This window comes from Streptococcus oralis, assembly GCF_023110435.1.
Taxonomy (GTDB): Bacteria; Bacillota; Bacilli; order Lactobacillales; family Streptococcaceae; genus Streptococcus; species Streptococcus oralis_CF.
The window spans coordinates 91,863-106,891 of record NZ_JALDWB010000005.1 but is presented as its reverse complement, the minus strand read 5'-3'; the positions used below and the strand labels follow the sequence as shown (position 1 = coordinate 106,891).

At 42.4% G+C, this 15,029-nt stretch carries 15 protein-coding genes; 14 read left to right on the top strand and 1 reads right to left on the bottom strand.

Annotation, left to right across the window (positions count from 1 at the left end; translation table 11 throughout):
- The first annotated feature begins 4 nt into the window (after window positions 1–4).
- The 3 genes from brpA to recA all read left to right on the top strand — a co-directional run bounded on the left by brpA (window position 5) and on the right by recA (window position 3,571).
- The gene (brpA, locus tag M1F97_RS07435; protein ID WP_125453962.1) at window positions 5–1,039 is read left to right on the top strand and encodes a biofilm formation/cell division transcriptional regulator BrpA; all 1,035 of its coding nucleotides are present in this window, start codon (window positions 5–7) and stop codon (window positions 1,037–1,039) included.
- 72 nt (window positions 1,040–1,111) lie between these two features.
- Window positions 1,112–2,368 carry a competence/damage-inducible protein A gene (locus M1F97_RS07430; RefSeq protein ID WP_247944701.1) on the top strand — a complete coding sequence of 419 codons (1,257 nt, stop codon included), beginning with the start codon at window positions 1,112–1,114 and terminating at the stop codon, window positions 2,366–2,368.
- A gap of 54 nt (window positions 2,369–2,422) precedes the next feature.
- Entirely contained in the window at window positions 2,423–3,571 is a 1,149-nt protein-coding gene (gene recA / locus M1F97_RS07425) for a recombinase RecA (protein ID WP_169447144.1), read from the top strand.
- Between the two features lie 56 nt (window positions 3,572–3,627).
- Here the strand turns inward: recA and M1F97_RS07420 are convergent, their stop codons facing one another.
- The gene (locus M1F97_RS07420; protein ID WP_000060279.1) at window positions 3,628–4,182 is read right to left on the bottom strand and encodes a GNAT family N-acetyltransferase; all 555 of its coding nucleotides are present in this window, start codon (window positions 4,180–4,182) and stop codon (window positions 3,628–3,630) included.
- Window positions 4,183–4,291: 109 nt separating this feature from the next.
- Between M1F97_RS07420 and M1F97_RS07415 the strand changes: the two genes are divergently transcribed.
- The 11 genes from M1F97_RS07415 (at window position 4,292) to M1F97_RS07365 (ending at window position 14,941) form a co-directional block, all read left to right on the top strand.
- A complete protein-coding gene (locus M1F97_RS07415; RefSeq protein WP_169447145.1) occupies window positions 4,292–5,656 on the top strand; it encodes an MATE family efflux transporter in 1,365 nt (454 codons plus the stop codon).
- A gap of 102 nt (window positions 5,657–5,758) precedes the next feature.
- Window positions 5,759–6,475 (top strand): YebC/PmpR family DNA-binding transcriptional regulator, encoded by a 717-nt coding sequence (locus M1F97_RS07410; protein ID WP_247944700.1) that lies wholly within the window; start codon window positions 5,759–5,761, stop codon window positions 6,473–6,475.
- A gap of 179 nt (window positions 6,476–6,654) precedes the next feature.
- A complete protein-coding gene (locus M1F97_RS07405; RefSeq protein ID WP_247944699.1) occupies window positions 6,655–7,116 on the top strand; it encodes a MarR family winged helix-turn-helix transcriptional regulator in 462 nt (153 codons plus the stop codon).
- Complete coding sequence (locus tag M1F97_RS07400) at window positions 7,100–8,869, top strand: ABC transporter ATP-binding protein (RefSeq protein WP_247944698.1); 1,770 nt, start codon at window positions 7,100–7,102, stop codon at window positions 8,867–8,869. Before M1F97_RS07405 ends, M1F97_RS07400 begins: the two co-directional genes overlap by 17 nt.
- Window positions 8,859–10,619 (top strand): ABC transporter ATP-binding protein, encoded by a 1,761-nt coding sequence (locus tag M1F97_RS07395; protein WP_247944697.1) that lies wholly within the window; start codon window positions 8,859–8,861, stop codon window positions 10,617–10,619. Before M1F97_RS07400 ends, M1F97_RS07395 begins: the two co-directional genes overlap by 11 nt.
- 96 nt (window positions 10,620–10,715) lie before the next feature.
- A complete protein-coding gene (locus tag M1F97_RS07390; RefSeq protein ID WP_247944705.1) occupies window positions 10,716–11,219 on the top strand; it encodes a phosphatase PAP2 family protein in 504 nt (167 codons plus the stop codon).
- A 113-nt stretch (window positions 11,220–11,332) separates the two neighbouring features.
- Window positions 11,333–11,779: a LytTR family DNA-binding domain-containing protein gene (locus M1F97_RS07385; RefSeq protein WP_247944696.1), complete on the top strand. Its 447-nt coding sequence runs from the start codon at window positions 11,333–11,335 to the stop codon at window positions 11,777–11,779.
- 5 nt (window positions 11,780–11,784) lie between these two features.
- Complete coding sequence (locus tag M1F97_RS07380; protein WP_247944695.1) at window positions 11,785–12,459, top strand: LiaF transmembrane domain-containing protein; 675 nt, start codon at window positions 11,785–11,787, stop codon at window positions 12,457–12,459.
- A 105-nt stretch (window positions 12,460–12,564) separates the two neighbouring features.
- Window positions 12,565–12,753, top strand: coding sequence for a 50S ribosomal protein L28 (rpmB, locus tag M1F97_RS07375; RefSeq protein ID WP_001140948.1), 189 nt, complete (start codon window positions 12,565–12,567; stop codon window positions 12,751–12,753).
- 152 nt (window positions 12,754–12,905) lie between these two features.
- Entirely contained in the window at window positions 12,906–13,271 is a 366-nt protein-coding gene (locus M1F97_RS07370) for an Asp23/Gls24 family envelope stress response protein (protein ID WP_038804162.1), read from the top strand.
- A 2-nt stretch (window positions 13,272–13,273) separates the two neighbouring features.
- Window positions 13,274–14,941: a DAK2 domain-containing protein gene (locus M1F97_RS07365; protein WP_247944694.1), complete on the top strand. Its 1,668-nt coding sequence runs from the start codon at window positions 13,274–13,276 to the stop codon at window positions 14,939–14,941.
- The last annotated feature ends 88 nt before the right edge of the window (window positions 14,942–15,029 follow it).

Here is a 15,029-nt window from a genome sequence, read left to right as displayed (position 1 = left end):
TAAGATGGTAAAAAAAATAATCGGAATGCTACTAGCTTTTCTAGCAGTAACGGCTTTAGGTGTGGGTGCATATGCCTATACTATTTATTATCAAGGAACTGAAACCTTAAGTAAAAAAACTTATAAGAAAATTGGTGAAGAAACCAACGTGATTGAGGCGACAGAGCCTTTGACCATTCTTTTGATGGGGGTAGATACGGGAAATGTAGAACGTACAGACCCTTGGGCGGGGAATAGTGATTCCATGATTCTTCTGACAGTCAATCCGAAAACCAAGAAAACCACTATGATGAGTTTAGAACGGGATATTTTGACCAAGATTGAGACTGGAAATGGCCAAGTTCAGGAAGCAAAACTCAATGCTGCCTATGCCAATGGCGGTGCAGAGTTGGCTATTTCAACCATTCAAAAAATGATGAACATTCATATTGATCGTTATGTGATGGTCAACATGCAAGGACTCCAACAGCTAGTTGATGCAGTTGGGGGCATCACAGTCAACAACACACTCGGTTTTCCAATTTCGATTGCTGATCAGGAAGAATTTAATAAAATCTCGATTGGAGTCGGTGAGCAAACTTTGAATGGTGAGGAAGCCCTGGTCTATTCACGGATGCGTTATCAGGATCCTGAGGGAGACTATGGTCGTCAAAAACGTCAACGTGAAGTCATTCAAAAGATTATGGAAAAGGTCTTGAGCCTCAACAGTATCAGTCATTATCAAGCTATCTTAAAAGCGCTTAGTGATAATATGCAGACAAATGTTGATTTGTCTGCCTCCAGTATTCCACAACTACTTGGTTACCAAGATTCCTTTAAAAACATCGAAACTCATCAACTTCGTGGTGAAGATGCTGAGTTGCAAGGAATCTCTTATCAAATCGTAACGATGGAGCATATGCTGGAAATGCAAAATCTCTTGCGTCGTTCCCTAGGGAGAGAGGACGTAGCAGAGTTGGAGACCAACGCTGTTCTGTATGAAAATCTTTATGGTCGAACAGCACCTTCCACAAATGCTTCAAACGAAGAGATAGAATAAAACAAAGAATCAAATCGTGGGACTTTCCTGCGATTTTTTCAAAAAAATTCGAATAGATAGGTAGGAGGAAAGATGAAAGCAGAAATCATTGCTGTAGGAACGGAAATTTTGACAGGGCAGATCGTCAACACCAACGCCCAGTTTTTGTCAGAAAAGCTAGCAGAAATCGGAGTAGATGTCTACTTCCAAACAGCTGTCGGAGATAATGAAGTGCGTCTCATGTCCTTGCTAGAGATTGCGAGCTTGCGTAGCAGTCTAGTCATTTTGACAGGGGGCTTGGGGCCTACTGAGGATGATTTAACCAAACAAACTCTGGCGAAATTTTTGGGAAAAAACTTAGTGTTTGACCCTCAAGCGCAAGAGAAACTGGATGTCTTTTTTGCTCAAAGGCCAGACTATGCTCGGACACCCAATAACGAGAGGCAAGCTCAAATTGTAGAAGGGGCAACCCCACTGCCAAATGAGACAGGCTTAGCGGTAGGAGGGGTATCGGAAGTAGATGGCGTGACCTACGTAGTCCTTCCAGGACCTCCTAGTGAGTTGAAACCCATGGTCTTAAATCAGCTCTTACCTAAGTTAATGACGGGTGCTAAGTTGTACTCACGAGTGCTCCGTTTCTTTGGGATTGGTGAAAGTCAGTTGGTGACTATTTTAGCGGATTTGATTGACCAACAAACTGATCCAACCTTGGCTCCTTATGCCAAAACGGGAGAAGTGACCTTGCGCTTGTCCACAAAAGCAGTCAGTCAAGAAAAGGCTGATCAAGCATTGGACATCTTGGAAAATCAAATCTTAGATCGCCAGACTTTCGAGGGACTTTCTTTGCGAGACATCTGTTATGGATATGGGGAGGAGACCAGCCTAGCAAGTGTCGTTGTAGAAGAGCTTAAGAAGAGAAAGAAAAGTATTACTGCAGCAGAGAGTTTGACGGCAGGCCTCTTTCAGGCTACTTTAGCAGACTTTTCGGGCGTTTCTGCCATCTTTAATGGCGGTTTTGTCACCTACAGTTTAGAAGAAAAGTCTAAGATGCTGGATATTTCCGAGCAAGAGCTGAAAAAACATGGGGTCGTCTCAGAGTTTACGGCTCAAAAGATGGCAGAACAGGCACGGCTCAAGACTCAGTCTGATTATGGAGTCAGCTTGACGGGTGTGGCTGGGCCAGATAGCCTAGAGGGGCATCCAGCTGGGACGGTCTTTATCGGCTTGGCACATGCAAAAGGGACAGAGGTTATCAAAGTCAATATCGCAGGGCGGAGCCGAGCAGATGTTCGTCAGATTGCGGTTATGCATGCCTTTAACCTAGTTCGCAAGGCTTTATTAAGTGACTAACTTTTGATATAATAGTAGATAGGTCTTAGGACTATTAGAATACAGGAGAATAGAATGGCGAAAAAACCAAAAAAATTAGATGAAATTTCAAAAAAATTTGGAGCAGATCGTGAAAAGGCTTTGAACGATGCCCTTAAATTGATTGAGAAAGACTTTGGTAAGGGTTCAATCATGCGCTTGGGTGAGCGTGCGGAGCAAAAAGTGCAAGTGATGAGCTCAGGCTCATTGGCGCTTGATATTGCACTTGGATCAGGTGGCTATCCTAAGGGACGTATCATCGAAATCTATGGACCAGAATCATCTGGTAAAACAACAGTTGCCCTTCACGCAGTAGCGCAAGCACAGAAAGAAGGTGGCATTGCGGCCTTTATCGATGCCGAGCATGCGCTTGACCCAGCCTATGCTGCGGCCCTTGGTGTGAACATTGACGAGTTGCTCTTGTCACAACCAGACTCAGGGGAGCAAGGTCTTGAAATTGCAGGAAAATTGATTGACTCAGGTGCAGTTGACCTTGTTGTTATTGACTCGGTTGCGGCTCTTGTACCTCGTGCGGAAATTGATGGGGACATTGGAGACAGCCACGTTGGTTTGCAGGCTCGTATGATGAGTCAGGCCATGCGTAAACTTGGAGCTTCTATCAATAAGACAAAAACAATTGCTATCTTTATCAACCAATTGCGTGAAAAAGTTGGAGTCATGTTTGGAAATCCAGAAACAACTCCCGGTGGACGTGCTCTGAAATTCTATGCTTCAGTCCGTTTGGATGTTCGTGGAAGCACACAAATCAAGGGAACTGGTGACCAAAAAGATACCAATGTCGGTAAGGAAACCAAGATTAAGGTTGTTAAAAATAAGGTGGCTCCACCGTTTAAGGAAGCCTTTGTTGAAATCATGTATGGAGAAGGAATTTCTAAGACCGGTGAGCTCTTGAAGATTGCAAGTGACCTGGATATCATCCAAAAAGCCGGAGCATGGTACTCTTACAAGGGTGAAAAAATCGGACAAGGATCTGAAAATGCTAAGAAATACTTGGCAGATCACCCAGAAATTTTTGATGCCATTGACCATCAAGTTCGTGTTCAATATGGCTTGATTGAAGATGAAGAAGGGACAACTCCTACTTCTGGCGTTGAGGATCTAGCACCTAACCAAGAAGTAACACTTGACCTAGGCGATGGACTTGAAATCGAAATCGAAGAATAACATAAAAAGTAGCAGATAGGAACTGCTACTTTTTATGTTTGTTTCAGATGAAAGAACTAATGGTCACTAAAACGACGATACTCGATATGAAAGTCAAAGTAATGTTCATCTTGCAATTTCTGGAAGATGTCGCGATAGGCTTCCTCGTCGAAATGGTCACCGCGGTAGAGAATTTCAAAACTCAAATCATCGTACTCTAGAAAAGCGTTGGCTGTTTTGAAACCATTTTGGCGATAGAAATCCATGCGGGCCTTTCTCTGCTCCAAGTTATCGCATTCTTCATCCAATCGCTCGACTTCAAGCAACATGGTTCGCTGGTAAAAATCAGTCAGCTTTTCGATAATTTCCTTTCCGTACCCGTGGCTTCTCAGGTGGGGCATGATGGCAAAAAAGCTGATATAGAAAGCTTTGGGGTTGGAAATAGAGAAAGCAAAGCCGACAAACTCTTCCTGGTTATAAAAGGCAAAGAAGTGGGCGTCATCTCGGTCTTGATAGCGTAAAAACTCTGACAGAGGGACTCGTTCTTCCTCAGGGAAAGCTTCCTTGTTTAGCTTTTCAACCTTATCAAGATCCGGAAATGCATCGGTTATTAATTGACTGGTCAAACTCATAAATGACCTCCTTTTCTTGATTATAGCAAATTGTCCCTCTGTAAGCAATTGATTTTAAGAAATCCAAGCAATTCTTGTCGCTCCTTTAGAAAGCTGATATAATAGCTTTATGAATAAGAAAAGAAAAGTGGATTTGGTCAATGGTCCAATCCTTCCTTCGCTTTTAAGCTTTGCCTTTCCAATCTTACTGTCTAATATCTTTCAACAGCTTTATAATACGGCTGACGTCTTGATTGTTGGGCGTTTTCTTGGCCAAGAATCCTTGGCAGCAGTAGGAGCAACAACGGCCATTTTTGACTTGATTATAGGCTTTACGCTTGGTGTGGGAAATGGCATGGGGATTGTCATTGCTCGCTATTATGGGGCTCGTAATTTCACTAAAATTAAAGAAGCGGTTGCTGCAACTTGGATATTAGGAGGGCTTCTAAGTATTTTAGTTATGCTGATGGGATTTGTCGGCCTCTATCCACTCTTGCAATACTTAGATACTCCGGCGGAAATCCTTCCCCAGTCCTATCAATATATTTCTATGATTGTGACCTGTGTCGGTGTCAGCTTTGCTTATAATCTCTTTGCAGGCTTGTTGCGGTCCATTGGTGACAGTCTGGCTGCGCTTGGTTTTCTGATTTTCTCTGCTCTGGTCAATGTGGTTTTAGATCTCTATTTTATCACGCAACTGCAACTGGGAGTTCAATCTGCGGGACTTGCTACCATCATTTCGCAAGGTTTGTCAGCGGTTCTTTGCTTTTATTATATCCGCAAGAGCGTTCCAGAACTCTTACCACAGTTTAAACATTTCAAATGGGACAAGGCCTTGTACGCGGATCTTTTGGAGCAAGGTTTGGCTATGGGATTGATGAGTTCGATTGTGTCTATCGGTAGTGTGATTTTACAGTCTTCTGTCAATACCTTTGGAGCTGTGATTATAAGTGCGCAAACAGCGGCTCGACGCATTATGGCCTTTGCTCTGCTTCCTATGACGGCTATTTCTTCTGCCATGACGACCTTTGCTTCTCAGAATCTTGGGGCTCAGCGACCAGACCGCATTGTTCAAGGTCTTGGTATTGGGAGTCGTTTGAGCATGTTCTGGGCAGGTTTTGTTTGTATTTTCCTCTTTTTTGCCAGTCCAGCCTTGGTTTCCTTCTTGGCCAGTTCAACGGATAATTACTTGGTAGAAAATGGTAGTCTCTACTTGCAAATCAGTTCAGTCTTTTATCCGATTTTGAGCCTTTTACTGATTTATCGCAATTGCTTGCAGGGATTGGGTCAGAAAGTCCTCCCTCTAGTTTCTAGCTTTATTGAACTAATCGGCAAAATCGTTTTTGTGGTCTTGATTATCCCTTGGGCAGGGTATAGGGGAGTTATCCTCTGTGAACCCCTTATCTGGGTTGCCATGACTATCCAACTTTACTTCTCGCTTTTTCGTCACCCCTTGATAAAAGAGGGCAAGGCAATCTTGGCAACTAAAGGATAATCCTAGCTGGATTTGCTGAATAAAATCCATTTCCTCTAGTGAAAATCGAAAAAACTTGTGTTATAATAAGAAAGATTAAAATGTGAAAAAAGGAGATTCCTAATGGGACGTAAATGGGCCAATATCGTAGCCAAGAAAACGGCTAAAGATGGAGCTAACTCTAAAGTATATGCAAAATTTGGTGTAGAAATCTATGTAGCAGCTAAAAAAGGTGATCCAGACCCAGAATCAAATACTGCTTTGAAATTCGTTATCGACCGTGCTAAACAAGCCCAAGTGCCAAAGCACGTTATCGATAAAGCGATTGATAAAGCAAAAGGAAACACAGACGAAACCTTTACAGAAGGACGTTACGAAGGATTTGGACCAAATGGTTCTATGCTGATTGTTGATACCTTGACTTCAAACGTCAACCGTACCGCAGCTAATGTTCGTGCAGCTTTTGGTAAAAACGGCGGAAACATGGGTGCTTCAGGTTCGGTTTCATACCTTTTTGACAATAAGGGTGTTATCGTATTTGCAGGTGAAGATGCAGATGCAGTCTTTGAGCAATTGCTAGAAGCAGATGTGGACGTGGACGATGTCGAAGCAGAAGATGGAACAATCACTGTTTACACAGCTCCAACTGACCTTCATAAGGCTATCGTTGCCCTTCGTGAGTCAGGTGTAGAAGAATTCCAAGTGACTGAATTGGAAATGATTCCTCAATCAGAGGTTGAGTTGTCAGGTGATGACCTTGAAACTTTTGAAAAACTTTACAGCGTTCTTGAGGACGACGAAGACGTACAAAAGATCTACACAAACGTAGATGGATTCTAATTTGAATAAGAGAAGATCATCCTAAGCGAGAATAAACTTGCTTAGGATATTTTTTATCAAGAAAATAGTTCTCTTGGAAACTTTTTTCTTGACATCTTTTCTGAAAATGATAAAATAGTTCTCACGGAAACCGAATAGTTCTCCAGAGAACTATATGAAATCGTGAGAAGGGAGCAATCATGGACAAACCGATGTTGATTTTTAAACGTTTTGGGCACCAGGTTCATCTGATGGTGCAGAAAGAAGCCAAACGCTGTGGTATTGAATTTATGGGTGGACCGCAAGGGCAGGTCCTGAGATTTTTAGATCGTCGTGAGCAAGACCAGGATCTGGTTTTGATTAAGGATATTGAACAAGAACTCAATGTCACCAAGTCCGTTGCTAGTAATTTAGTCAAGCGTATGGTACAAAATGGTTTGGTCGAGTTAGAGGTCAGTCCAAGTGATAAACGAGCAAAATTTGTTCGTTTGACCGACAAATCACGATCTCAGATGAAGCAAGTCAAGTCTTTCTTTGATCGGATTGACAGGAGTCTACTGGAAGGAATTTCAAAGGAAAAGCTAACCATTTTTGAAGAAGTCCTTGATAAACTACAAGCAAATGTAGAAAAAATAGGAGGAGAGAATGAAGAAACTCGCTAAACGTATTACAGGAAAAGAGTGGGGGATGATCCTACTCACCGTGCTTTTCACTTGTTTCTCGGTCTATCTCGAGTTAGAAGTGCCGACCTATATTTCAGAAATAACAGAATTGATTGGAACACCGGGTACGGAGTTAGGACAACTATGGTCTCCTGCTGCGAAGATGATGGGCTTATCTCTTCTAGCTTTTATGTCATCTGTAACAGTTGGATTTTTTGCTTCTCGTGTTGCGGCGTCCTATACGGCTCATCTACGTAGTGATATTTTTAATCGTGTATTAGATTATTCTCAGACAGAAATTAAACGTTTCTCTATTCCTAGTCTCTTGACTCGGACAACCAATGATATCACTCAGATTCAGATGCTCTTTACCATGGGCTTACAGGTAGTGACTCGTGGGCCTATCATGGCCATCTGGGCCATTGGAAAAATCCTTGGGAAGTCGGAATACTGGCTCTGGGCAGTAGTGGTGGCAGTCATTGTCAATGTCTTGATGACCACTGTTCTCATGACTCTGGCCTTTCCAAAACAATCTGTCATTCAAAAATTGACAGATAAACTCAATAGCATCACCCGTGAAAGTCTGACTGGGATTCGGGTTGTTCGTGCTTATAATGCTGAGGATTATCAAGATCAGAAATTTGAAGAAGCTAATGATGAGGTGACACGACTTAATCTCTTTGTCAACCGTTTGATGGCGATTATGAACCCTATTATGATGGCGATTTCCAGCGGTTTGACCTTGGCTATTTATTGGATTGGTGCCTATCTTATCAACGATGCTAGTTTAACAAATCGTCTGCCGCTCTTTAGTGATATGGTGGTTTTCATGTCCTATGCTATGCAGGTCGTGATGGGCTTCCTTCTCATGGGAGCGCTCTTTATCGTTCTTCCTCGTACCTTGGTTTCTGCAGGGCGTATCAATCAAGTGCTGGACCTTTATTCCTCTATTGAAAATCCTAGTCATGCACAGACAGCGGATCCTTCAGTTCAGGGACAAGTGGAATTCCGTGATGTAACCTTCCGCTACTCTAACAACTCAGAAGCAGTTGTGGAACATGTTACTTTTAAAGCCGAAGCGGGTCAAACAGTTGCCTTTATCGGTTCAACTGGTTCTGGTAAATCTACCTTGGTCAATCTGATCCCTCGTTTTTACGACGTATCAGATGGAGAAATCCTAGTGGATGGTGTCAATGTGCAAGATTACGACTTGGAAGATTTGCGCAATAAGGTCGGCTATATTCCACAAAAAGCTGTGCTCTTCTCTGGAGATGTCAAGGGCAATCTCGACTTTGGTAAGAGTCAAGAAAGTCCTCTAAGCGAAGTTGACATGTGGGAAGCCTTGGAGTTGGCCCAGTCTAAAAACTTTATCGAGGACAAGGAAGCAGGTCTGGCCTCTGAAGTGGCCCAAGGTGGGACCAATTTCTCAGGAGGACAAAGACAACGTTTGGCCATTGCGCGTGCCTTGGCTCGTAAACCAGAGATTCTCATCTTTGATGACTCTTTCTCAGCTTTGGATTACAAGACAGATCGTGTTTTACGCCAAGAGCTAGCTGAAAAAACAAAATCCATGACCAAGCTTATCGTAGCGCAGCGGATTTCTACCATTATGGATGCCGACCTGATCTTAGTATTGGATCAAGGTAAAGTCGTGGGACAAGGCACCCACAAGGAACTTCTAGCTACCAATGAAGTTTACCAAGAAATTGCCTATTCACAACTATCGAAGGAGGAATTGGAACATGGAAAATAAAAAAGTGTCGGTCTGGAAACAGTGCAAACCTTATATGGCAGGCCTCCAACTCCCTCTTCTAATAGCAGTTGTGGCTGCAGTCATTTCAAGCATCATTACTGTTTATGGTCCAACTAAGATTAAAGAAATTACTAACTTGATTTCAGATGGCTTGATGACAGGAATTGATTTAGAGGCTGTTTCAAGTATTGCTAGCTTTTTAGTGATTCTCTATGTATTTGGAGCCATCCTTAATTATACACAGGCCTATATCTTTTCAACAAGTATCCAACATTTTTCAAAACGTTTGCGGACAGCAATTGCTGAAAAAATCAATCGTTTGCCCCTTGGCTATTTTGACCGTCATTCACAAGGAGACACCCTTTCGCGCGTGACTAATGATGTGGATACGGCGGCACAATCTCTCAACCAAAGTCTAGGGACAGTTATCTCAGCTAGCCTCTTGCTAATTGCTGTTTTGATTACCATGTTTGGCATGAACTGGATTTTAGCCTTGGTTACGGTTGTTTCAACTCTTATCGGTTTCGTTTTCGTGTCCATCTTTATGGGCAAGTCACAGGGCTTTTTTAAGAGTCAGCAACAGGATTTGGCAGCTGTAAATGGTTATGTGGAGGAAATGTACTCTGGCCATAATGTGGTGACCAGTTACAATGCTATCGAGAGCACTAAAGAAGAATTTGCGAAATTAAATCATCGTCTATATGACAGTATCTGGAAATCTCAGTTTATTTCAGGGATTATGATGCCAATCATGATATTCATTGGAAACTTTAGCTACGTCTTGGTGATTATCGTTGGTGCAGCTTTGGCATTGAATGGGCACAGCAGTATCGGGATTATCGTTGCCTTTATGGCTTACGTGCGTATCTTTTCTCAGCCCCTTTCTCAAATCGCTCAAGGGATTACCAGCTTACAGCAAGCTAGTGCAGCCATGACCCGTGTCTTTGAATTTCTGGGTGAAGAGGAAATGGAAGATGAATCCCATAAGGAAAGACAATTGAGCAAGATGAAGGGTGAAGTTGTCTTTGATCACGTGTCCTTTGGCTATACACCAGAGCGCACCATCATCCATGACTTTTCTGCGACAGCTCATGCAGGTCAGAAGGTCGCTATCGTTGGACCGACTGGGGCTGGTAAGACCACCATTGTCAATCTTTTGATGAAGTTCTATGAGATAGATAAGGGAAGTATCCGTATCGATGGTGTGGATACTAAGGACATGAAGCGCTCAGAAGTGCATGATGCCTTTTCAATGGTCTTGCAGGATACCTGGCTATTTGAAGGAACGATTCGAGAAAACCTGATCTATAATCAGACGAACATCAGTGATGAGCGGATGATGGAAGCGAGCAAGGCTGTGGGAATCCACCACTTTATTATGACCTTGCCAGATGGTTACGATACTATTTTGGATGATACAGTGACCTTGTCTGTTGGACAAAAACAACTCTTGACCATTGCTCGTGCCCTTCTCAAGGATGCGCCACTCTTGATTTTGGATGAAGCGACTTCTTCTGTTGACACACGGACAGAGGAATTGATCCAAAAAGCTATGGACCGTTTGATGGAGGGAAGAACTTCCTTTGTCATTGCCCACCGCTTGTCAACCATCCGTAATGCCGACTTGATTCTTGTCATGAAAGATGGCAATATCATCGAACAAGGCAACCATGAGGAACTGATGGCGCAAGGTGGCTTCTACGCTGACTTGTACAATAGTCAATTTACAGAAGACGAAGCAGAAGAATAAATCAAAAGAAGGCTTGACGGCCTTCTTTTTCTGCACTATACTAGAAGACAAATGTCTCACCAGTAGACAAAAACAAGGTAATGAATGAGAAATTTAATGAAAAATTATCAAGAATGGTATCGAAATATCAGCTCCAGACTCACCAGCTATCCCACCCTTTTATTTCTATTACGCAGTTTCAATCGTTTGATGACAGTCGCCATGCCCCTGGTCTACCTGACCTTGCTAGTCACCACTTACCTGCAACTAGGACTTGGGAAGCAAGTTGGGGTTTATGTGCTTATTCCTGCAACAGGTTTTATAATTTTGTCTCTTTTCCGTAAGAAAATCAATCATCCGCGCCCCTACGAAACTTGGGACATCCGTCCCCTGCTTGAAAAAGATAGTTCGGGACAGTCGATGCCCAGTCGCCATGTCTTTTCGGCAACTATCATCTCCATGGCCTGTCTGCATGCTAGTCTACCTGTTGGATTGGCATGCTTGCTCTTTTCAGTTTTGCTGGGGTTGGTGAGGGTTTTAGGGGGTGTTCATTATCCCAAGGATGTCTTGGTTGGTTATGCTTGTAGTCTGGTGTGGGGATTCCTTTTCTTCCTATTCTGATATGTAAGTTAAGTTAGTCCTACAACCACTTACTGCTTCAAATTGACCACTTGCTTTTTTGCTCTTGTTTTCCTATCTTAGCTTTGATATAGTAGAGTCAGAAAGGAGATGTGATGAAGTTACGAATTGAGATTGACGGCAATTTAGAGGAGACTGAAATTGTCATCAAGACCCCCACTTTGACAGATGAAATTGCAGACTTGCAACGGCTCTTGCAAGAGTCAAAGGCTCCGAGGTTAACTTTTTACAAGGGGACAGGTGAATATTATCTAGACCTATCGGAAATCCTCTTCTTTGAGACAGAAGGGAGCAAGATTTACGCTCATACCCAGAAGGAAGCCTATGAGGTTCGCCTCAAGCTCTATGAGTTGGAGTCCATTTTGCCTCGTTATTTTATTCGAGTATCCAAGTCAACTATCGCAAACATCCGTCAGATTTACTCAGTGGACAAGTCCTTTTCAGGAACGGGCACCATTTCCTTTTATCAGACCCACAAGGAGGTTCATGTCTCACGGCATTACCAATCCCTCCTAAAAGAAAATCTAAGAAACATGAGGTAACAGACATGAAAAAGAAAGCATTTGGTATTGTTTTATTGGTTTTAGCAGCCTGGATCTTGCTGCAAGGAAATTTTGGCATTCCTTCTTTGGATGGTAAAATATGGCCTTTGATTGGGATCGCCTTTTTTGCTTACCAATCAGTTGAAGCTTTGCTTCGTCGTCATCTAACATCAGCAGTTTTTACCGCTCTAGTAGCCTTAATGATTGCGAATCATTTTTATAACATTTTGCCTATCCCAAATCAGTCTTTATTTTGGGCTAGTATCTTAGCAGTGCTAGGTGTCGGCTACCTCACTCACTCAAGTAAGTTTTGGTATGGGAAAAAATGGTGGTACAACGGTGAGCGAACAGTTGTCACGGATAAGGAAGTCGCTTTTGGTAGTGGAACTTTCTATAAGCAAGATCAAGATCTTGTAGCCGACCAAGTGGAAGTCGCTTTTGGTGACGCAAAAATCTACTATGATAACGCAGAGATGTTAGGTGATTTTGCCACTCTGAATATCGAAGTGGCTTTTGGTAATGCAACTGTCTATGTTCCACAACACTGGCGTGTAGACTTGAAAGTAGAAACATCCTTTGGTGCAGCCAAGGCGGACGCTCCTGTAGCGCCGACTAACAAAACCTTGATTATCCGTGGAGAAGTCGCTTTTGGTAAACTTGGTGTTGTTTACGTCAAATAAAAAAATATTTTAATTCTCTTGATAAATTCAAGAAAGTGTGATAACATAGTACGGTATGTGGTGCTAGCACATCCGCTATATTAGATCTAATAGGAGGAAAACATAATGGCTAAAGTATGTTACTTTACAGGTCGTAAGACTGTATCTGGAAACAACCGTTCACACGCGATGAACCAAACAAAACGTGCCGTAAAACCAAACCTTCAAAAAGTTACTGTTCTTATCGATGGTAAACCTAAAAAAGTTTGGGCTTCAGCTCGTGCTTTGAAATCAGGTAAAGTTGAACGCGTTTAATAAAAATGAAAAGACCTAACTGGTCTTTTTCTTTTGCTCTATAGATAAAACCATTTGAAAAATAGAGTAAATATCTGCCGATACAGCATTCTGCTTTTACACTTGGGATGAAATATGATAAAATAAAGTATCAACTAGTTGAGGTAAAAAAAATGACTGTAAAAATTAATACAAAAGATGGTCAAATCGAACTGACAGATGAAGTGATTGCAACCGTTGTAGGTGGTGCAGCAACTGAGATTTTTGGTGTGGTCGGTATGGCTAGCAAAAATACCCTCAAAGATAATTTCCAAGCCCTTCTTGGTAAGGAAAATTATGCAAAAGGTGTTGTCGTGAAGGCAGCCGAGGATGGCAGCATTGCAGTTGATGTTTATACCGTGTTGAGCTACGGAACAAAGATTAGTGAAGTCTCAAAAAACATCCAAGGGAGCGTTCGTTTTAGCTTGGAAAACCAACTAGGAATTACTGCTCAGACTGTGAATGTCTACATTCAAAATATCAAAGTTGTAGGAGAATAATCGTGTCAAAAATTACTACCAGCTTATTTCAAGAGATGGTGCAGGCTGCATCAACTCGTTTGAATAAGCAAGCAGAATATGTCAATTCATTAAACGTCTTTCCAGTTCCAGATGGAGATACTGGGACAAACATGGGAATGACCATCGAAAATGGTGCTAAAGAAGTAGCAGACAAGCCAGCTTCTACAGTTGGAGAAGTGGCGAGCATTCTTGCTAAGGGGCTCTTGATGGGTGCGCGTGGAAACTCAGGGGTTATCACTTCTCAGCTCTTCCGTGGATTTTCCCAAGCTATTAAGGAAAAAGACGAATTAACAGGTCAAGACTTGGCTCTTGCTTTCCAATCTGGTGTCGAAGTAGCTTATAAAGCAGTTATGAAACCAGTTGAGGGAACTATTTTGACAGTTTCTCGTGGTGCGGCCATTGGGGCTAAGAAAAAAGCCGAGGAGACAGATGATGCTGTTGAGGTCATGCGAGCAGCCTTAGAAGGTGCTAAGAGAGCTTTAGCTAAGACACCGGAAATGCTTCCAGTTCTTAAGGAAGTTGGTGTGGTAGACTCAGGCGGTCAAGGTTTGGTCTTCATCTACGAAGGATTCCTTTCAGCTCTTACTGGTGAATACAGTGCTTCAGAAGACTTTGTAGCGACCCCTGCCAACATGAGTGAAATGATCAATGCAGAGCACCACAAGTCTGTAGCAGGTCATGTGGCAACTGAAGATATTACCTTCGGTTACTGTACGGAAATCATGGTAGCTCTCAAACAAGGTCCAACTTATGCCAAAGATTTTGATTATGATGAATTCCGTAACTACTTGAATGACCTAGGGGATTCTCTTCTTGTTGTCAACGATGATGAGATTGTCAAAGTTCACGTCCATACTGAAGATCCAGGTCTTGTTATGCAAGAAGGACTTAAATATGGTAGCTTGGTCAAGGTTAAAGTGGACAACATGCGTAACCAACACGAAGCACAAGTTGAAAAAGAAGCAGCACAAGTCAGCAAGCCAGCTGAGGAGAAGGAATATGCCCTTATCGCAGTAGTAGCTGGTCAAGGATTGGCAGATATCTTCCGTGCCCAAGGTGTGGATTATGTCATCGAAGGCGGGCAGACGATGAACCCTTCAACAGAAGACTTTATCAGGGCTGTTGAGCAAGTCAATGCTCGCAACATTATCTTCTTACCAAACAACAAAAATATCTTTATGGCAGCTCAGTCTGCGGCTGAAGTGCTTGAACAACCTGCTGTTGTGGTAGAAGCACGTACAATTCCTCAAGGTTTGACGAGCCTCCTTGCCTTTGACCCAAGCAAGTCTATCGAAGAAAATAAAGAACGCATGACTGCAGCTCTTGGCGATGTCATCAGCGGTAGTGTAACGACTGCCGTTCGTGACACAACTATCGATGGTTTGGAAATCCATGAAAATGACAATCTTGGTATGGTAGATGGGAAAATCCTCGTGTCAAACCCTGACATGCACCAAACCTTGACTGAAACTTTGAAACATATGTTGGACGAAGATAGTGAAATCGTGACTTTCTATGTCGGTGAAGACGGAAGCGAAGAACTTGCCAATGAAATTGCCCAAGAAATCGCAGAAGAATTTGAAGATGTTGAAGTAGAGATTCACCAAGGTCAACAACCTGTATATCCATATCTTTTTAGTGTGGAATAAAAATTTAATAGATTAATAAGAAAGTTGATTTTTCAACTTTCTTTTTTTATGACATTTGTCATGTTTCCTAGTGACAGAAGCATCTAGC

Coding starts and splice junctions, on each gene's coding strand:
- brpA (WP_125453962.1), top strand. CDS start 5: ATGGTAAAAAAAATAATCGGAATGCTACTAGCTTTTCTAGCAGTAACG.
- M1F97_RS07430 (WP_247944701.1), top strand. CDS start 1,112: ATGAAAGCAGAAATCATTGCTGTAGGAACGGAAATTTTGACAGGGCAG.
- recA (WP_169447144.1), top strand. CDS start 2,423: ATGGCGAAAAAACCAAAAAAATTAGATGAAATTTCAAAAAAATTTGGA.
- M1F97_RS07420 (WP_000060279.1), bottom strand. CDS start 4,182: ATGAGTTTGACCAGTCAATTAATAACCGATGCATTTCCGGATCTTGAT.
- M1F97_RS07415 (WP_169447145.1), top strand. CDS start 4,292: ATGAATAAGAAAAGAAAAGTGGATTTGGTCAATGGTCCAATCCTTCCT.
- M1F97_RS07410 (WP_247944700.1), top strand. CDS start 5,759: ATGGGACGTAAATGGGCCAATATCGTAGCCAAGAAAACGGCTAAAGAT.
- M1F97_RS07405 (WP_247944699.1), top strand. CDS start 6,655: ATGGACAAACCGATGTTGATTTTTAAACGTTTTGGGCACCAGGTTCAT.
- M1F97_RS07400 (WP_247944698.1), top strand. CDS start 7,100: ATGAAGAAACTCGCTAAACGTATTACAGGAAAAGAGTGGGGGATGATC.
- M1F97_RS07395 (WP_247944697.1), top strand. CDS start 8,859: ATGGAAAATAAAAAAGTGTCGGTCTGGAAACAGTGCAAACCTTATATG.
- M1F97_RS07390 (WP_247944705.1), top strand. CDS start 10,716: ATGAAAAATTATCAAGAATGGTATCGAAATATCAGCTCCAGACTCACC.
- M1F97_RS07385 (WP_247944696.1), top strand. CDS start 11,333: ATGAAGTTACGAATTGAGATTGACGGCAATTTAGAGGAGACTGAAATT.
- M1F97_RS07380 (WP_247944695.1), top strand. CDS start 11,785: ATGAAAAAGAAAGCATTTGGTATTGTTTTATTGGTTTTAGCAGCCTGG.
- rpmB (WP_001140948.1), top strand. CDS start 12,565: ATGGCTAAAGTATGTTACTTTACAGGTCGTAAGACTGTATCTGGAAAC.
- M1F97_RS07370 (WP_038804162.1), top strand. CDS start 12,906: ATGACTGTAAAAATTAATACAAAAGATGGTCAAATCGAACTGACAGAT.